At 63.4% G+C, this 16,057-nt stretch carries 18 protein-coding genes; 6 read left to right on the top strand and 12 right to left on the bottom strand.

The window, feature by feature from the left end:
- Together hutH and hutI are read right to left on the bottom strand one after the other, a co-directional pair.
- On the bottom strand, nt 1-1,539 hold the full coding sequence (gene hutH, locus NKJ78_RS01070) for a histidine ammonia-lyase (protein WP_352460085.1): 1,539 nt from the start codon (nt 1,537-1,539) through the stop codon (nt 1-3).
- Nucleotides 1,536-2,771, bottom strand: coding sequence for an imidazolonepropionase (hutI, locus tag NKJ78_RS01065; protein WP_031209675.1), 1,236 nt, complete (start codon nt 2,769-2,771; stop codon nt 1,536-1,538). Before hutI ends, hutH begins: the two co-directional genes overlap by 4 nt.
- Nucleotides 2,772-2,861: 90 nt before the next feature.
- Between hutI and NKJ78_RS01060 the strand changes: the two genes are divergently transcribed.
- Nucleotides 2,862-4,214 (top strand): formimidoylglutamate deiminase, encoded by a 1,353-nt coding sequence (locus tag NKJ78_RS01060; protein ID WP_352460084.1) that lies wholly within the window; start codon nt 2,862-2,864, stop codon nt 4,212-4,214.
- Nucleotides 4,211-4,951: a histidine utilization transcriptional repressor HutC gene (hutC, locus tag NKJ78_RS01055; RefSeq protein WP_023739263.1), complete on the top strand. Its 741-nt coding sequence runs from the start codon at nt 4,211-4,213 to the stop codon at nt 4,949-4,951. The genes NKJ78_RS01060 and hutC overlap by 4 nt, the downstream gene beginning before the upstream one ends.
- A 349-nt stretch (nt 4,952-5,300) precedes the next feature.
- Here hutC and NKJ78_RS01050 read toward each other — a convergent pair whose 3' ends face one another.
- Nucleotides 5,301-5,645, bottom strand: a complete 345-nt coding sequence (locus NKJ78_RS01050) for a RidA family protein (RefSeq protein ID WP_023672906.1) — start codon at nt 5,643-5,645, stop codon at nt 5,301-5,303.
- A 207-nt stretch (nt 5,646-5,852) separates the two neighbouring features.
- Between NKJ78_RS01050 and NKJ78_RS01045 the strand changes: the two genes are divergently transcribed.
- Complete coding sequence (locus NKJ78_RS01045; protein ID WP_352460549.1) at nt 5,853-6,191, top strand: protein tyrosine phosphatase family protein; 339 nt, start codon at nt 5,853-5,855, stop codon at nt 6,189-6,191.
- A 9-nt stretch (nt 6,192-6,200) separates the two neighbouring features.
- Here the strand turns inward: NKJ78_RS01045 and NKJ78_RS01040 are convergent, their stop codons facing one another.
- Together NKJ78_RS01040 and NKJ78_RS01035 are read right to left on the bottom strand one after the other, a co-directional pair.
- Nucleotides 6,201-6,557, bottom strand: coding sequence for a hypothetical protein (locus NKJ78_RS01040; protein WP_031250958.1), 357 nt, complete (start codon nt 6,555-6,557; stop codon nt 6,201-6,203).
- A 65-nt stretch (nt 6,558-6,622) separates the two neighbouring features.
- A complete protein-coding gene (locus NKJ78_RS01035) occupies nt 6,623-7,090 on the bottom strand; it encodes an Lrp/AsnC family transcriptional regulator (RefSeq protein WP_352460548.1) in 468 nt (155 codons plus the stop codon).
- Nucleotides 7,091-7,229: 139 nt separating this feature from the next.
- Here NKJ78_RS01035 and hppD point away from each other — a divergent pair, with 139 nt between their 5' ends.
- On the top strand, nt 7,230-8,345 hold the full coding sequence (gene hppD, locus NKJ78_RS01030; RefSeq protein ID WP_352460547.1) for a 4-hydroxyphenylpyruvate dioxygenase: 1,116 nt from the start codon (nt 7,230-7,232) through the stop codon (nt 8,343-8,345).
- 65 nt (nt 8,346-8,410) lie between these two features.
- Nucleotides 8,411-8,635, top strand: coding sequence for a type II toxin-antitoxin system Phd/YefM family antitoxin (locus tag NKJ78_RS01025; RefSeq protein ID WP_023702307.1), 225 nt, complete (start codon nt 8,411-8,413; stop codon nt 8,633-8,635).
- A gap of 3 nt (nt 8,636-8,638) precedes the next feature.
- On the opposite strand, the gene NKJ78_RS01020 is transcribed toward NKJ78_RS01025, so the two are convergent.
- From NKJ78_RS01020 to hmgA, 5 genes are read right to left on the bottom strand one after another with little or no spacing between them, the layout of a single operon-like run.
- The gene (locus NKJ78_RS01020) at nt 8,639-9,175 is read right to left on the bottom strand and encodes a DinB family protein (RefSeq protein WP_023821156.1); all 537 of its coding nucleotides are present in this window, start codon (nt 9,173-9,175) and stop codon (nt 8,639-8,641) included.
- The gene (locus NKJ78_RS01015; protein WP_023821157.1) at nt 9,172-9,468 is read right to left on the bottom strand and encodes a hypothetical protein; all 297 of its coding nucleotides are present in this window, start codon (nt 9,466-9,468) and stop codon (nt 9,172-9,174) included. The genes NKJ78_RS01020 and NKJ78_RS01015 overlap by 4 nt, the downstream gene beginning before the upstream one ends.
- Nucleotides 9,469-9,480: 12 nt before the next feature.
- On the bottom strand, nt 9,481-10,494 hold the full coding sequence (locus tag NKJ78_RS01010) for a fumarylacetoacetate hydrolase family protein (RefSeq protein ID WP_352460546.1): 1,014 nt from the start codon (nt 10,492-10,494) through the stop codon (nt 9,481-9,483).
- Entirely contained in the window at nt 10,491-11,378 is an 888-nt protein-coding gene (locus tag NKJ78_RS01005) for an MBL fold metallo-hydrolase (RefSeq protein ID WP_352460545.1), read from the bottom strand. Before NKJ78_RS01005 ends, NKJ78_RS01010 begins: the two co-directional genes overlap by 4 nt.
- Nucleotides 11,379-11,388: 10 nt before the next feature.
- A complete protein-coding gene (gene hmgA, locus NKJ78_RS01000) occupies nt 11,389-12,702 on the bottom strand; it encodes a homogentisate 1,2-dioxygenase (RefSeq protein ID WP_352562295.1) in 1,314 nt (437 codons plus the stop codon).
- Nucleotides 12,703-12,824: 122 nt separating this feature from the next.
- Here hmgA and NKJ78_RS00995 point away from each other — a divergent pair, with 122 nt between their 5' ends.
- Entirely contained in the window at nt 12,825-13,259 is a 435-nt protein-coding gene (locus NKJ78_RS00995; RefSeq protein WP_031203942.1) for a MarR family winged helix-turn-helix transcriptional regulator, read from the top strand.
- Between the two features lie 223 nt (nt 13,260-13,482).
- Here the strand turns inward: NKJ78_RS00995 and tdh are convergent, their stop codons facing one another.
- Together tdh and NKJ78_RS00985 are read right to left on the bottom strand one after the other, a co-directional pair.
- On the bottom strand, nt 13,483-14,517 hold the full coding sequence (gene tdh, locus NKJ78_RS00990; RefSeq protein ID WP_023739257.1) for an L-threonine 3-dehydrogenase: 1,035 nt from the start codon (nt 14,515-14,517) through the stop codon (nt 13,483-13,485).
- A 168-nt stretch (nt 14,518-14,685) separates the two neighbouring features.
- The gene (locus NKJ78_RS00985; RefSeq protein WP_352460543.1) at nt 14,686-15,873 is read right to left on the bottom strand and encodes a glycine C-acetyltransferase; all 1,188 of its coding nucleotides are present in this window, start codon (nt 15,871-15,873) and stop codon (nt 14,686-14,688) included.
- Nucleotides 15,874-16,057 lie beyond the last annotated feature (184 nt).

The following is a 16,057-nucleotide window of genomic DNA, read 5'->3' as shown; positions in this document are numbered from 1 at the left end:
TCAGACTCCCGAGATCGAAGGCAATGTCACCGCGCTCGCAGCCTTGATGGCAGCGCCGCTGCGCACCATGGCGATGGCCTTTTCCATATCGGGATGGAAATGTCGGTCATTGTCGAGATGCGGCACTTCTGCTCGGACCAGCTTGCGAACAGCTTCCAGGGCTACGCTCGATGCCAGCGGTGCATGGAAATCGCAGCCCTGCGCGGCGGCCAGGAGTTCTATGCCGATGACGGCCGTGGCGTTTTCGATCATGCCGATCAGCCGGCGAGCGCCGTGTGCGGCCATCGATACATGGTCTTCCTGGTTGGCCGAGGTCGGGATGGAATCGACACTTGCCGGATAGGCCTTCTGCTTGTTCTCAGAGACGAGCGCCGCCGCCGTCACCTGCGGGATCATGAAGCCGGAGTTCAGGCCGGGCTTCGGCGTCAGGAAGGCCGGCATGCCGGACAGCGCGGGGTCTACCAGCATGGCGATGCGGCGCTCCGACAGCGAGCCGATCTCGCAGACGGCAAGCGCGATCATGTCGGCAGCGAAAGCCACCGGCTCGGCGTGGAAATTGCCGCCTGAAAGCGCAGTATCGTCCTCGGCGAAGATCAGCGGATTGTCGGTGACGCCATTGGCCTCGGTGCCGAGCGTATCGGCGGCCTGGCGCAGCACGCTGAGCGCCGCACCCATCACCTGCGGCTGGCAGCGCAGGCAGTACGGATCCTGCACGCGCTCGTCGCCGACGCGGTGCGATTCACGAATGGCGCTGCCGGCCATCAAGTTGCGCAGCGCTGCCGCCGTCTCGATCTGGCCGGGATGTTTGCGCAGGAGATGGATGCGCGGATCGAAGGGAGCGTCCGAACCCTTGGCGGCGTCGGTCGACAGCGCGCCGGCGACCAGCGCCGACTGGTAAAGCACTTCGGCCTCGAAGAGAGCGGCCAACGCATAGGCGGTGGAGAACTGCGTGCCGTTGAGCAGCGCCAGACCTTCCTTGGCGCCCAGCGTCACCGGCTCCAGGCCGTGCGAGACGAAAGCGACCTTGGCCGGGAAGCGGCCATGCGGGGTAAAGCATTCGCCAACGCCGATCATCACTGCCGTCATGTGCGACAGCGGCGCGAGATCGCCGGAGGCGCCGACCGAGCCTTGCGCCGGCACCACGGGAATGACGTCGTTGGCCAGCATCGCTTCCAGCAATTCGATGGTTTGCGGCCGCACGCCCGACGCACCCTGCGCCAGGCTGGCGAGTTTTAGCGCCATCATCAGCCGGACAATCGAAACCGACATCGGCTCGCCGACACCGGCGGCATGCGACAAAACGATGTTGCGTTGCAGGGTTTCCAAATCGGCGGCCGGAATGCGGACGCTGGCTAGTTTGCCGAAGCCGGTGTTGATGCCATAGACCGGCTCACCCTTGGCGACAATACGGGCGACAGCCTCGGCGCTGGCCTTGATCTTCGGACGGCAGGCAGCGTCGAGCTTCGGCACGGCGCCACGATAGATGGTGCGCCAGTCGGCCAGCGTCGCATTGCCGGGCTTCAGGTTAAGTTCGGTCATTGTCCTCTCCAGATGCGGGCATGGAGCGGGTTGAAGCCCATGCGGTAGACGAGTTCGGCCGGACGCTCGACGTCCCAGATCGCCAGGTCGGCGGATTTTCCTGCCTCCAGCGTGCCGGTCTGGCCGAGCAATCCCAGCGCGCGGGCAGCCTCGCGAGTGGTGCCGGCCAGGCATTCCTCGACGGTCAGGCCGAAAAGCGTCGCGGCCATGTTCATGGTCAGCAACAGCGAGGTCAGCGGCGACGTCCCGGGATTGTTGTCGGTGGCGACCGCCATCTTGACGCCGTGCTGGCGAAACAGGCCGATCGGCGGCTTCCTGGTTTCGCGGATGAAATAGTAGGCGCCGGGCAGGATGGTCGCCACGGTGCCGGCCTTGGCCATCGCTGCGGCGCCGGCCTCGTCGGTGTATTCGAGATGGTCGGCCGACAGCGCGCCATAGCGGGCGGCAAGTTCGGCGCCACGCAGGTTCGACAGCTGGTCGGCATGGAGCTTTACCGGCAGGCCAAGCGCCTTGGCCTTGTCGAAGACGCGGGCAATCTGTTCCGGCGAAAAGGCAATGCCCTCGCAAAAGCCGTCTACGGCGTCAGCCAGGCCCTCGGCGGCGATTGCGGGCAGGATCGTGTTGGCGACGAGATCGACAAAAGCGTCCTTGTCGCCTTTTGCTTCCGGCGGCAGCGCATGCGCGCCGAGGAAGGTGGTGCGGACCGTGACCGGGCGTTGCTTGTCCAGCTGCCGCGCGGCGCGAAGCGACTTCTGTTCATTTTCGAGATCGAGCCCGTAACCCGACTTTACCTCTACCGTGGTGACACCCTCGGCCATCAGCGCATCGAGGCGTGGCAGCGTCTGCGCAACCAGTGCGTCTTCGCTCGCGGCACGCAGGGATTTGACCGAGGAGACGATGCCGCCGCCGGCACGGGCGACTTCTTCATAGGTGGCGCCGGCCAGCCGCATCTCGAACTCGTTGGCACGGTTGCCGGCATGGATGAGATGGGTGTGGCAGTCGATCAGGCCGGGCGTGATCCAGCGGCCTTCGCAATCGGTAGTCTCGCCGCCCTGAGCCAACGCTGACGGCATGTCGGCTTCCGGACCGGCATAGACGATGACGCCGTCACGGGCGACGATCGCGCCCTTGTCGACAATGCCCAGTCCGGCGTCGCCTTCGGCCATGGTTGCCAGGCGCGCATTGCGCCAAAGGTGAAGGCCCCCTGCCCGGCTTTTGTTCTGTGCCGCCATCATCTTTTTCCGTTTGATTGGATGGCGATTATGTATATACATATTGAAAAGCACTGCAAGTGCAATTGTTCAGGGAATGCGGAGAAAAACGTGACGGCGATCTTTGCGGAACAGGCGCTGCTGCCCAATGGCTGGCACGACAAGGTGCGGATTTTGTTGAACGACGGTCGCATCACGGCAGTCGAAGCCGGCACGTCGATACAGGCTGACGACGAACGCCACGCCATTCTGGTGCCGGGCATGCCGAACCTGCACAGCCACGCCTTCCAGCGCGGCATCGCCGGGCTTGCCGAACTGCGCGGTCCCTCCGCCGACAGCTTCTGGAGCTGGCGCGAGGTGATGTACCGCTTCGCGCTGTCGATGGCGCCGGACCAGGTCGAGGCGGTCGCCGCCCAGCTTTATGTCGAAATGCTGGAGGCCGGATTCTCGCGCGTCGGCGAATTTCATTATCTCCACCACGATCGCGACGGAAAACCCTATGCCAACCTTGCCGAGATGGCCGAACGTATTGCCGCGGCCGCCGGCGAAACCGGGATCGGCCTGACGCTGCTGCCGGTGTTTTATGCCCATTCCTCCTTCGGCGGCGCTGCGCCCAACGAAGGCCAGCGGCGATTCATCAACGATGTGAATCGGTTCGAACGCTTGCTTGAGAAAAGCCGCGAATCGGTTCGTGCGTTGAATCAGGCTGTCGTCGGCGTCGCCCCGCACAGCCTGCGCGCCGCGACGCCGGAGGAACTCAGCGCTGTTGCCGCCATTGCGCCGGACGGACCGATCCACATCCACGTCGCCGAGCAGGCGAAGGAGGTCGAGGATTGCCTGGCGTGGTCGGGTGCGCGACCGGTCGAATGGCTGCTCGCCAATGCCGGGATCGACAAGAGTTGGTGCCTGATCCACGCCACCCACATGACCGAGGCTGAGACAACCGGCATGGCCAGAAGCGGCGCCATTGCCGGGCTTTGCCCGATCACCGAGGCCAATCTCGGCGACGGCACCTTTTCAGCACCTCTGTTCATCGAACATGGCGGCCGCTTCGGCGTCGGCTCGGATTCCAACGTGCTGATCGGCCTGCCGGATGAATTGCGCCAGCTCGAATATTCGCAGCGCCTCGCACACCGCGCCCGCAATGTGCTGGCGGTGGCCGGCGGCTCGACCGGGCGGGCTCTGTTCGACGCCGCCCTCGATGGCGGCAGCACCGCACTCGGCGCCGGCCCGTCGCGGATCGCCGCCGGCGCCGCGGCTGATTTCGTCTCCCTCGACGAAAACCATCCTTCGCTGGCCGGAAAAAGTGGCGATGCGATCCTCGACGCCTGGATCTTTGCCAATGGCGGCAAGGTCGATTGCGTCTGGGTGCACGGAAAAAAACAGGTCAGCGGCGGCCGGCATGCAGTGCGTGAGACGATCGCCGAGCGCTTTCGCCATGTGATGACGGCGCTTTCGGCATGAGCATATCAGAGACAGCGGCGGTGGAAGGCGGCGGTTCGCTGCACCAGCGCATCCTGTCCGACATCAGCGAGAAAATAATGTCCGGCGCCTGGGCGCCGGGTCACCGCATCCCGTTCGAGCACGAGTTGACGGCCGAATACAATTGCTCGCGCATGACGGTGAACAAGGCGCTGTCGCAGCTGGCCAAGGCCGGGCTGATAGAGCGCCGCCGCCGTTCGGGCAGCTTTGTCCGCCAGCCGCAGTCGCAGGCCGCGGTGCTGGAAATCCACGACATCAGGATCGAGGTTGAGTCGCTTGGCCTGGCTTATCGTTACGAGCGCTTGGCGCGGCAGAAAAGGCGCAGCAGCGCCGAGGATCGCGCCTTGCTGGAACTGGACGCAGCCGGACAGGTGCTGGCGCTCGAATGCCGGCATTTTGCCGGCAAGCGGCCGTTCGCGCACGAACAGCGGCTGATCAATCTCGCCGCCGTCGCGGAAGCCGCCGAGGAGGAGTTTCTCGACATCGCCCCCGGCCCTTGGCTGATCGGCCGCGTGCCATGGAGCGAGGCAGAGCACCGTATCCGCGCGGTCGCGGCCGACAGGCACATTGCCGAATCGCTCGACATCGCCGCCGGCGCGCCCTGCCTGGTGGTCGAGCGCCGGACCTGGGGCGCCGAGCACCCGGTGACGCAGGTGAGGTTCACCTACGCCGCGGAGAGCCACACGCTGGTGGCGCGGTTCAGGCCTTCGCAGGGGTGATTACCCTCCCCCTCGAGGGGAGGGTCGCGGAGCAAGTGCCGCAAGGCGGCACTGGTGACGCGGGGTGGGGTCGGTGCAGCCTCGCCGGCCCCCCCCCCCCCGGGCCGGCGCGCCGGGGGGGGGCGTCGCCCCGCCCCCCCCCCCCGGGGGGGGGGGGGGTCCAGCGTGCCGCGGGGGACACCCCCCCCCGCGGGGGGGGGGGGGCGGCGCACCCCGCCCCCCGCGGCGCCCCGGGGGGGGGGGGGGGGGCCCGGTGCAGCCTCGCCGACCCCACCCCGTCTCGCAGTCTCCGCTTCGCTTCGACTACTCGCCGACCCTCCCCTCGAGTGGGAGGGTAAGGCACCGCGCTCTAAATCGCCGCCGTAACAATAATCTCGACAGTGTATTCCGGCCCTGCAAGCTTGGCCTCACCCGTGGCGCGGGCGGGCGTGTTGCCTTGCGGGACCCACTTGTCCCATTCCTTGTTCATCTCGGCGAAGGTGCCCATATCGGCCAGCCAGATGATCGCCTGCAGGATCTTGGTCTTGTCGGTGCCGGCCTTGGCCAGCAGTTCGTCGATAGATGCGAGGATCGACCTGGTCTGTTCGCCAACGCTGGCGCCGGGCGTTCCGACCTGGCCGGCGAGATAGACGGTGTTGCCGTGGATGACGATCTGGCTCATGCGCGGGCCAACATCGATGCGACGAATGCTCATGGGATGGTTCCTTCGTTTGTCGGTGCGCCTGTTTAGAGTCGCTGCCGCCTCCGGGCAAGGCCAACAGCGCGAAACCTCTTGAGCCTGGGTTGGATCTTGGGCCGCAAATGTCTATCTGCGCCGAGGGATTTCTTTCCGGCGCGGATTGCCGGCCTCGTGTGAGAGTGGCAAGACTTCGCGCCAAACCAGGTTGAGAGGATGAGAGCCATGGAATATCGAGAAATCAGCGAGGACTATTCGGTCTCGGGCCAGATCCAGCCCGAAGATGCCGCCGCCATCAAGGAAGCCGGTTTCAAGAGCGTGATCTGCAACCGACCGGATGACGAGCAGCCCGACCAGCCTTCGGCCGACAGCGTCAAGGCGGCGGTCGAAGCCGCGGGGCTGGCCTTCCGCTACATCCCGGTAATCAGCGGCCAGATCACAGCCGAGAATGTCGAAGATCAGGCCGAAGCGCTCGAAGCGCTTGAGGGACCGGTGTTTGCTTATTGCCGGTCTGGAGCGCGCTGTACCAATCTTTATGGGCTGATCCAGCAGTCGAAGGGCTGACCTGGGGAATCAGCGGCGTCTTCTGGCCATCAGTTCGCGCACCCCAAAGAAGATAGCGAAAACGGCGGTGGTCATGGCAATCTGACCAAGTGGGACAGTGTTGGCAACGAGCAAGACAAAGCCCACAAGACCGATCGGAACGCCGATAATGCACCACCAGCGGGATTTCGGATCTGTGAATATGCCTCGTACGAAGCCTCCAAGTGGAGATGCCGGAGGTGACCGGAAGGGATTGATGTAAAAGGGAATTTGGAACATTGCGTCGAAGCCCTTGGGATGCCGCGCGAAATAGATAAAACTACCTATTGTGTACAGCACTAGTCCAACACCAAAGAGAACAATAGCGACGAGCTGAAAACTGACCATCTTCCCCACAGCCTGAACTTTCCAAATGCAAATGAACGGTATCGAAGTGCCGATATCATATCCACTCAAATCGGTAGCGCGCCGGTTTCCTTCAATGTCTCAAGCACGATCGCTGTCTTCACATGCTGCACCGATTCATCCGGCAGCAGCACGCCATTGACGAATTCCGACAGCGATTTGAGGTCGGGCGTCACCACCTTCAAGATATAATCCATCTCGCCTGTCAGCGCGTGCGCCTCCTGCACCTCCGGCAGCCGCGCCAGCAGCTCGCCGAAGCGCCTGGCATTGTCGCGGTTATGGGTGGCGAGCGTCACCGAGATGACGTTGACCAGCGAGAAGCCGAGCTTGTCGCGGTCGAGCACGGCGCGATAGCCCTTGATGTAGCCGTCTTCCTCCAGCCGCTGGCGGCGGCGTGAGCATTGCGATGCCGACAGGTTCACGCGCTCCGAGAGATCGTTGTTGGTGAGCCGCGCGTCGCCCTGCAAGAGAGCCATTATCTTGCGGTCAAATTGATCGATGCGCGCTTCATTCATCGATTCATCTCCAATCATGCATGAATTATGCACGAGAAGATCATTTCAAGCGTTTGAATGCAAGCACCGTGCGGTCGCTTCGCACTATCATGCGTCATCTCGTGGTCCGATGCGGCCACCATCCGTTTGGAGGAATGCCATGGGTCCCTTCCCGCACCACGCCCCGCCCGCAAAGATCAGCAAGGAAAACCCCGCCGGCACCGACGGTTTCGAGTTCGTCGAGTTCGCGCATGCGGAGCCGCAGAAGCTAGCCGAACTGTTCACCCGCATGGGCTATGTCGCGGTGGCCAAGCACCGCACGAAGGACATCACCGTCTGGCGCCAGGGCGACATCAACTATGTCGTCAATGCCGAGCCGGGTTCGCATGCGATGAAATTCGTCGACAAGCACGGCCCCTGCGCCGCCTCGATGGCCTGGCGCGTGGTCGATGCAAAGCATGCGTTCGAGCATGCGGTATCGAAAGGCGCCACGCCCTACGACGGCAACGACAAGGCGCTCGACGTGCCGGCCATTGTCGGCATTGGCGGCTCACTGCTCTATTTCATCGAAGCCTATGGCAAGAAGGGCTCGGCCTATGATGCCGAGTTCGAGTGGCTGGGCGAACGCGACCCGCGGCCCCAAGGCGTCGGCTTCTATTTCCTCGACCACCTCACCCACAATGTCTATCGCGGCCAGATGGACAAATGGTGGGACTTTTATCGCGAATTGTTCGGCTTCAAGCAGATCCATTTCTTCGACATCGACGGCAAGATCACCGGCCTCGTCAGCCGCGCCATCACCTCGCCCTGCGGCAAGATCCGTATCCCGCTGAACGAGTCCAAGGACGACACCAGCCAGATCGCCGAGTATCTGAAGAAGTACAATGGCGAAGGCATCCAGCATATCGCTGTCGGCACCGACGACATCTACGCCGCCACCGACAAGCTTGCCGACAACGGGCTGAAGTTCATGCCCGGTCCGCCGGAGACCTACTACGACATGTCGTACAACAGGGTGAACGGGCATGACGAGCCGATCGAGCGGATGAAGAAGCACGGCATCCTGATCGACGGCGAAGGCGTGGTCGACGGCGGCATGACCAAGATCCTGCTGCAGATATTCTCCAAAACCGTGATCGGCCCGATCTTCTTCGAATTCATCCAGAGGAAGGGCGACGAAGGTTTTGGCGAAGGCAATTTCCGCGCGCTGTTCGAGTCGATCGAGCAGGACCAGATCAAGCGCGGCGTGATCAAGGTCGATGGCAAGGCGGCGTGAAAACCGTAAGCTCGTTTGCGGCTCGATCGGCTTTGATCTAAGTTCCGATCACAAGAGGTCGAGCCGTGAACGTCTCCATAACCGAAGCAAAGGCCAAACTATCGGAACTCGTCGGCCGCGCGGAAGCCGGCGAGGAGATAGTCATCACTCGTCACGGCAAGATCGCGGCGCGGCTCGTGGCACCAGTTCGAGAAGACTTGTTGTCGCGCATAGGTGCCCTGAAGGGCAAGATTTGGATTTCTGACGATTTCGACAAACTCGGCCCTGAATGGAACGAGTACACCAGATAAAGGTCAGAGGCCCAGCCGCTCGACCTCTTCCTTCCTCACCTTCAAATCATAATCGAGCAAAAACTCGTCCAGCTGCGGCGGCGCGACCGAGCTGCCCGAGAGCATCGCGTGAACCTGGCCGCGATGGTGGATGTCGTGGAGGAAGACATGGGCGAGAATGTCGCCGATCTTTTCGGGGATCATGCCGTCCTCGCGCCGGTCCGTGATGACCTGACGGTCGAGATCCGCCTCCGACAGCTTCTCGCAAAAGGCGATTAGGCGTCGATCTGCTGCGACCTGGGCGGCAAACAGCGCCTGCGGCACATCGAACGGCACGTAGTCGTCATAAGCGGCCGCACCGACGCCGCCTTCTTCGAGAAAATCGAGATAGAGTTGATCGACCGCGAGGATGTGGTTGAGCGTCGCCTTGATCGACGGGAAGAAGCTTGTGCGCTCGGCTTCGAATTCGCCGGGCTTTAGCTGCAGCACGGCGCGATAGAGCCGGTCGTTCGACCAGAGATTGTTGCCGGCCATGCGGCTGAAATGCTCGAGCAGGGTCACGCGTTCATTCGTCTGATCAGGCCAATGCCAGCCGCCATCACCGCGAAGCCGGCGACAACGATCAGCAGCAGCCGGTTCATGCGCCGCCGCATCGCCTGCGTCTCCTCGTCCCGCGCCACATTGGTGTTGGTGATGGTGCGGAACATCATCGCCTTGCGCGGGTAGCCACTGCGGTTGGTCAGATCGGGCGAGCGCGCCTCGATGCGGTAGCTCAGCCGGATCGCCTGGATGAAGACCACCAGAATGGCCAGCGCCCAGACGCCGGCCAGCAGGTAGAACGCCTCTCCCGTCACTATTGCCCCCTCTTATGCCTGGGACTTCTCGACCTTCTGCTCGATGGCGCCGAAGATCGAGTTTCCGCTTTTATTCTTCATCTCGATACGCACCGTATCGCCAAAGCGCAGGAACGGCGTCTTGGGCTCGCCAGACTCAATGGTCTCGATCATGCGCAGTTCAGCGATGCAGGAATAGCCGGCGCCGCCGGCCGCCACCGGTTTGCCCGGCCCGCCATCCAGCTTGTTGGAGACGGTGCCGGAACCGATGATGGTGCCGGCAACCAGCGGCCGTGTCTTTGCGGCATGGGCAATCAGCGCCGGGAAGTCGAAGGTCATGTCGACGCCGGCATTGGCACGGCCGAACGGCTTGCCGTTGACGTCGGCGAGCAGAGGCAGGTTGACCTTGCCGCCATCCCAGGCGTCGCCGAGTTCGTCCGGCGTCACCGCCACCGGCGAAAAAGCCGAGGACGGCTTCGACTGGAAGAAGCCAAACCCCTTGGCGAGCTCGGGTCCGGTGAGCGCGCGCAGCGTCACATCATTGACCAGCATGACCAGCCGGATGGCGGCGCGCGCCTGGTCGAGGCTGGCGCCCATCGGCACATCGTCGACGATGACGGAGACTTCCGCCTCCATGTCGATGCCGAAGGCTTCGTCCGCCGTGCGGATCGGCTCGCGCGGCGCGATGAAGGAATCCGAGCCACCCTGGTAGATCAGCGGATCGGTCCAGAAGCTTGCCGGCATCTCGGCGCCGCGGGCTTTGCGCACCAGCTCGACATGGTTCACATAGGCAGAACCATCGGCCCATTGATAGGCGCGCGGCAGCGGCGAATGGGCGTCATGCTCATGGAAGCGTGCCGACGGCACCGCATTGTTCTCCAGCGATTCGGCGATCGTCGCCAGGTGCGGCGAAATCCGCTGCCAGTCGTCGAGTGCGGCCTGCAGCGTGCGCGCCAGGAACGAGGCGTCGGTGAAGCGCGTCAGGTCGCGCGAGACGACGACAAGCTTTCCGTCGCGCGCCCCGTCCCTCAATGTGGCAAGCTTCATACGGTTTCCTCTCCTGATGCGGCTTTGGCGCCGTCTAAGTTCACAACAAGGCCGTCGCGGGCAATCGTCAAGTCACCCGCCCACGATTTCCTGACGGCGGCCTCCCAGTCGGCCTCGCCGATCTCGGTATCGTCGGCCGGAATGAGGTGGTTGAGCACCAGCCTCTTCACCCCGGCATCGCTGGCGATGCGACCTGCCTGCTCGGCAAATGAGTGGCTGGCAAGCAGATGCTCTTTCAGCCGCGCGCCATTGCCGGTCCTGGCGACGAGCCCCTCGATGCCTTCTTGTAGCATGGCCTCATGGACGAGAATGTCGGCATTTCGGGCAAAGCCTGCGAGCGGCGGAAAGAAGGCTGTGTCGGCCGAGAACACGACGCTATTCGCACCATGCTCGAAGCGCAGCGCGAAACAGTCGGTCACCGGCGGATGGTCGACGCGCAGTGCCGAGACCTTCAGGCCGCCCTTCGAGAGAATCTCGCCCTCGCCGAATTCGACGATCGAAACCAGATCGCGAATGTCCGGCCTGCCCTCATCGACGATGCGAATTTCGATGTCGAACTCCATCGCCTGGCAGAAACGGCGCCAGTATTGGTCGGTGCCGGGCGGTCCGAACAGCGTCACCGGGCTGGCGAGCCCGGCGGTCCAGGCGGTGTGGAGCAACGGGCCCAGTTCCAGCACATGGTCGGAATGCAGATGGGTGATGAAGACCAGGTCGAGCGCCTTCAGGCTGACGGCGGAATCGACCAGACCGCGCGTGACGCCGAGCCCGCAATCGACGACAATGGTTCGCCCGCCCAGTTCCAGCAGCGACGAACTCGGCCACGGCCCGCCCGGCCGCAATGCCGGGCCGCCTTTCGAGCCGAGAAGCAGCAGCCGGTCGCTCATCGGGCTGATCTCAAGACCAGTCGCCCTCCACAGTGCCGTTGAAGCGCTTCTTCAGGTCGGTCCAGCAGTCAATGTAATTGTCCTGCCTTGTTTCAAGCTCGGCGCCGTAGCGGGTCAGCATTTGCGGGAATCGGGTCTCGAACATGAAGGCCATCGTGTTGTCGAGCTTGACCGGTTTCAGCTCGGAGCGCGAGGCCTTTTCGAAGCCAGGTGCGTCGGGGCCGTGGGCCAGCATCAGATTGTGCAGGCTGATGCCGCCGGGCACGAAGCCTTCTTCCTTGGCGTCGTACTGGCCATGGATCAGGCCCATGAACTCGCTCATGATGTTGCGGTGGTACCAGGGCGGCCGGAACGTGTCTTCCGCCACCAGCCAGCGCGGCGGGAAGATGACGAAGTCGATATTGGCGGTGCCCTCCTCGCCGCTCGGCGCCGTCAGCACGGTGAAGATCGACGGATCGGGATGGTCGAACAGGATGGCGCCGACCGGCGAAAACGTCGCCAGATCATATTTGTAGGGCGCATAGTTGCCGTGCCAGGCAACGACGTCGAGCGGCGAATGGCCGATCTCGGTGACGTTGAAATTGCCGCACCATTTCACCGTCAGCCGGCACGGCGTCTCCTTCTCCTCGAACCAGGCGCTGGGCGTCTTGAAGTCGCGTGGGTTGGCCAGGCAGTTGGCGCCAATCGGGCCGCGGTCGGGCAGCGTCAGCTTGGCGCCGTAATTCTCGCAGACATAGCCGCGCACTTCCTTGTCGGCGAGCTCGACCTTGAACACCAGACCGCGCGGCAGCACGGCGATCTCGCCGGGCCGAAGCTCGATGATGCCCATCTCGGTGACAAAGCGCAAGGCACCGACCTGGGGGACAATCAGCAACTCGCCGTCGGCGTTGAAGAAATGGTCGTCGACCATCGAGCGGTTGGCGACATAGACATGCGCCGCCATGCCGCTTTGGCCCAGCACGTCGCCGGCGGTGGTGATGGTGCGCATCCCTTGAATGAAATCGGTCGGCTCCTTCGGCATCGGCACCGGGTTCCAGCGATACTGCCCGAGCGCCAGTTCGTGGTCGCCGACATTGGGTGCTGTCTTCCACAAGGGATAGCTCGCTGCCTTGAAGCGGCCGGTGTGTTTTACGCTCGGCCGGATGCGGTAGAGCCAGGAACGCTCATTGGTGCCGCGCGGCGCGGTGAAGGGCGAGCCCGATAGCTGTTCGGCATAGAGCCCGTAAGCCGGCCGTTGCGGCGAGTTCCGCCCCTGCGGCAGCGAGCCGGGCAGCGTCTCGGTTTCGAAGTCGTTGCCGAAGCCCGGCATGTAGGAAAAGGTCATCCGATCCTCCCTGACCCCGGCCCCGCGAAGCGCTGCTTGCCGGCGATGTTGACCAAACTGGTTTCATTTGTAACCATCGAAAATGTAACTATCAACGGGCGAATGCCGCATCCATGGTGCAGATGGAAATCCTCGAACTCGAAAGCTTCCTGCCCTATCGGCTCTACCGGCTGGCCGACGCCGTCAGCCGCGAATTTTCAAAAATCTACCGCGACCGCCACGGCCTGACGCGGCCGGAATGGCGCACCCTGTCAGGGCTCGGACAGCGCGGCACCATGACGGCGACAGCGCTTGGCGAACAGTCGGCCATGCACAAGACCAAGGTGTCGCGCGCCGTCGCGGAACTGGAGCGAAGGCGCTGGCTGGTACGCACAACTGACGAGAATGATCGACGTGTGGAGCACCTGGCGCTGACGAAGGCGGGGCTGGCGGCCTATGGCGAAATGGTGCCGCTGGCGAAGGCGTTCGAACGGGAGTTGCTGGAGAGGTTGAGCACAGAGGAGCGGACAGCGATTGTGAGCGGCGTGGCGGCGCTGGAGGGAGCGTTGGGTGAATAAAGGGTCTGCTCCGCCGTGATCCTTCACACCCCCCTCTGTCCTGCCGGACATCTCCCCCGCAAGGGGGGAGATCAGATGTCGCGAAGGCTTTCGCCAATCTCCAATGTTGCGGAGGTGGCGAGGCGTCAAAGCTGCCAATCTCCCTCCTTGCGGGGGAGATGGCCGGCAGGCCAGAGGGGGGTGCTGTCCCGCCGGCTTCTCCAGCTAGAACGTGCCTCTGCGCCTACCAATCCATCACCACCTTACCCGAACTGCCGCTCCTCATCGCATCGAACCCCGCCTGAAAATCATCGATACCGATCCGATGCGTGATCAGGCCGCTGACATCCAGCGGCCCCTGCACCAGGGCGATCATCTTGTACCAAGTCTCGAACATCTCGCGGCCGTAAATGCCCTTCAAGTGCAGCATCTTGAAGATGACCTTGTTCCAGTCGATCTCAAAGCCGGTCGGCGCGATGCCCAGAATGGCGATCTTGCCGCCATTGTTCATCGTGTCGATCATGTCGCGGAAGGCGGGCGCGGCGCCCGACATTTCGAGGCCGACGTCAAAACCCTCGGTCATGCCCAGCGCCGGCATAACGTCGCGCAGTTTTTCCTTCGAGGCATCGACGACATGCTGGACGCCGAGCTTTTTGGCCAGCGCCAGCCGCACCGGGTTGATGTCGGTGATGACGACTTTTCGCGCCCCCACACATTGGGCAACGAGCGCGCCCATGATGCCGATCGGCCCGGCGCCGGTGACCAGAACGTCTTCACCGACCAGGTCGAAGGACAGAGCGGTGTGGACGGCATTGCCCAGGGGATCGAAGATCGCGGCGATCTCGTCGGGCACATCGTCGGGGATCGGCACGACATTGTGCTGCGGGATCGCCAGATATTCGCCGAAGGCGCCGGGGCGGTTGACGCCGACGCCGAGCGTGTTACGGCAGAGATGCCCCCTGCCGGCGCGGCAATTGCGGCAATGGCCGCAGACGATGTGACCTTCGCCGGAGACACGCTGGCCGACCTTGTATTCGGTGACCGCAGCACCAAAATCGGCAACCGTGCCGACGAATTCATGGCCGGTCACCATCGGCACCGGCACGGTCTTCTGCGCCCACTGGTCCCAATTGTAGATGTGGACGTCGGTGCCGCAGATCGCCGTCTTCTTGACCTTGATCAGCACGTCGTTAGGGCCGATCTCCGGCACCGGCACCTCTTCCATCCAGATGCCCGGTTCGGCCTTGGCCTTCACCAGCGCCTTCATCATGTTCGACATGCTACAACTCCTTACCCTCCCCCTTGTGGGGAGGGTGGCCCGAAGGGCCGGGTGGGGTCAAAAACTGGCGGAGGTCGTGACCCTGCAGACCCCCACCCCGCCTCCCGCCCGCTTGCTTCGCAAGCGGTCGAAAGTCGACCCTCCCCAAAAAGGGGGAGGGTAAAACTCTCAGCCAATCACGCCCAGTTCCTTGCCGACCGCCGCGAATGCTGCCACGGCGCGGTCGATGTCGGCGGTGGAATGCGCCGCCGACATCTGGGTGCGGATGCGCGCCTGGCCTTTCGGCACCACCGGGAAGGAAAAGCCGATAACATAGATGCCGCGCTTCAGCATACGCGCCGCCATTTCCTGCGCCAGGCTGGCATCGCCCAGCATCACCGGGATGATCGGGTGATCGGCGCCGGCCAACGTGAAGCCGAGCTTGCCCATCTCGGACCGGAAGCGCGCCGCATTGGCATAGAGGCGCTGGCGCAGGGCGTCGCCATTTCGGATCAGCTCGAACACCTTGATCGAGGCGCCGGCGATCGCCGGCATCAGCGTGTTGGAGAAGAGATAGGGCCGCGAGCGCTGGCGCAGCCAGTCGACCACCTGACTTTTGCCCGAGGTGTAGCCGCCCGACGCGCCGCCCAGCGCCTTGCCGAGCGTGCCGGTGATGACGTCCACCCTGCCCTCGACGCCGCAATGCTCGGCCGAGCCGCGGCCGTTCTTGCCGACGAAGCCGACGGCATGGCTGTCGTCGACCATCACCATGGCGTCGTATTTGTCGGCGAGGTCGCAGACGCCTTTCAGATTGGCGATGATGCCGTCCATGGAGAACACGCCGTCGGTGGCGATCAGCCGGAAGCGGCTGTCTTTCGCCTCCTTCAGCCGGGCTTCGAGATCGGCCATGTCGTTGTTGGCGTAGCGGAAACGCTTGGCCTTCGACAGTCGCACGCCGTCGATGATCGAGGCATGGTTCAGCGCATCGGAAATGATCGCATCCTCCTCGCCGAGCAGTGTCTCGAACAGGCCGCCATTGGCGTCGAAGCAGGAGCCGTAAAGGATGGTGTCGTCCATGCCGAGGAATGATGAAATCGTTGATTCAAGCTGCTTGTGCTCTTCCTGCGTGCCGCAGATGAAACGCACCGAAGCCATGCCGTAGCCATAGCGGTCCAGCGCGCCTTTGGCTGCGTTACGCAATTCAGCGCTGTCGGCGAGGCCGAGATAGTTGTTGGCGCAGAAGTTCAGCACCTTGTCGCCGCCGACTTCGATCTCAGCCGACTGGGTCGAGGTGATCACCCGCTCGGATTTGTAGAGCCCGGCGGATTTCAGCCCTTGCAGTTCGTTGTCGATATGGGAGAGGAATGCCGCGCTCATGATCAAGTCCTGTTGAGATTGGCGCGACTGTCGCGCTACGCGCACTAAAAATCCATCGCAAAAGCGACCGTTTCGGTGGCACGGCGGGCTCAACCCTGGCGCGACCCGATCGCATGGCCCGCATGCTGGAGTAGCAGGCACGCGAATACGGCTATGCCGCGAAAGAACATGATAACCATCTCGG

Source organism: Mesorhizobium sp. M0037, from assembly GCF_040323635.1.
Taxonomy (GTDB): Bacteria; Pseudomonadota; Alphaproteobacteria; order Rhizobiales; family Rhizobiaceae; genus Mesorhizobium.
This window is presented reverse-complemented; position numbering and strand designations above follow the sequence as displayed.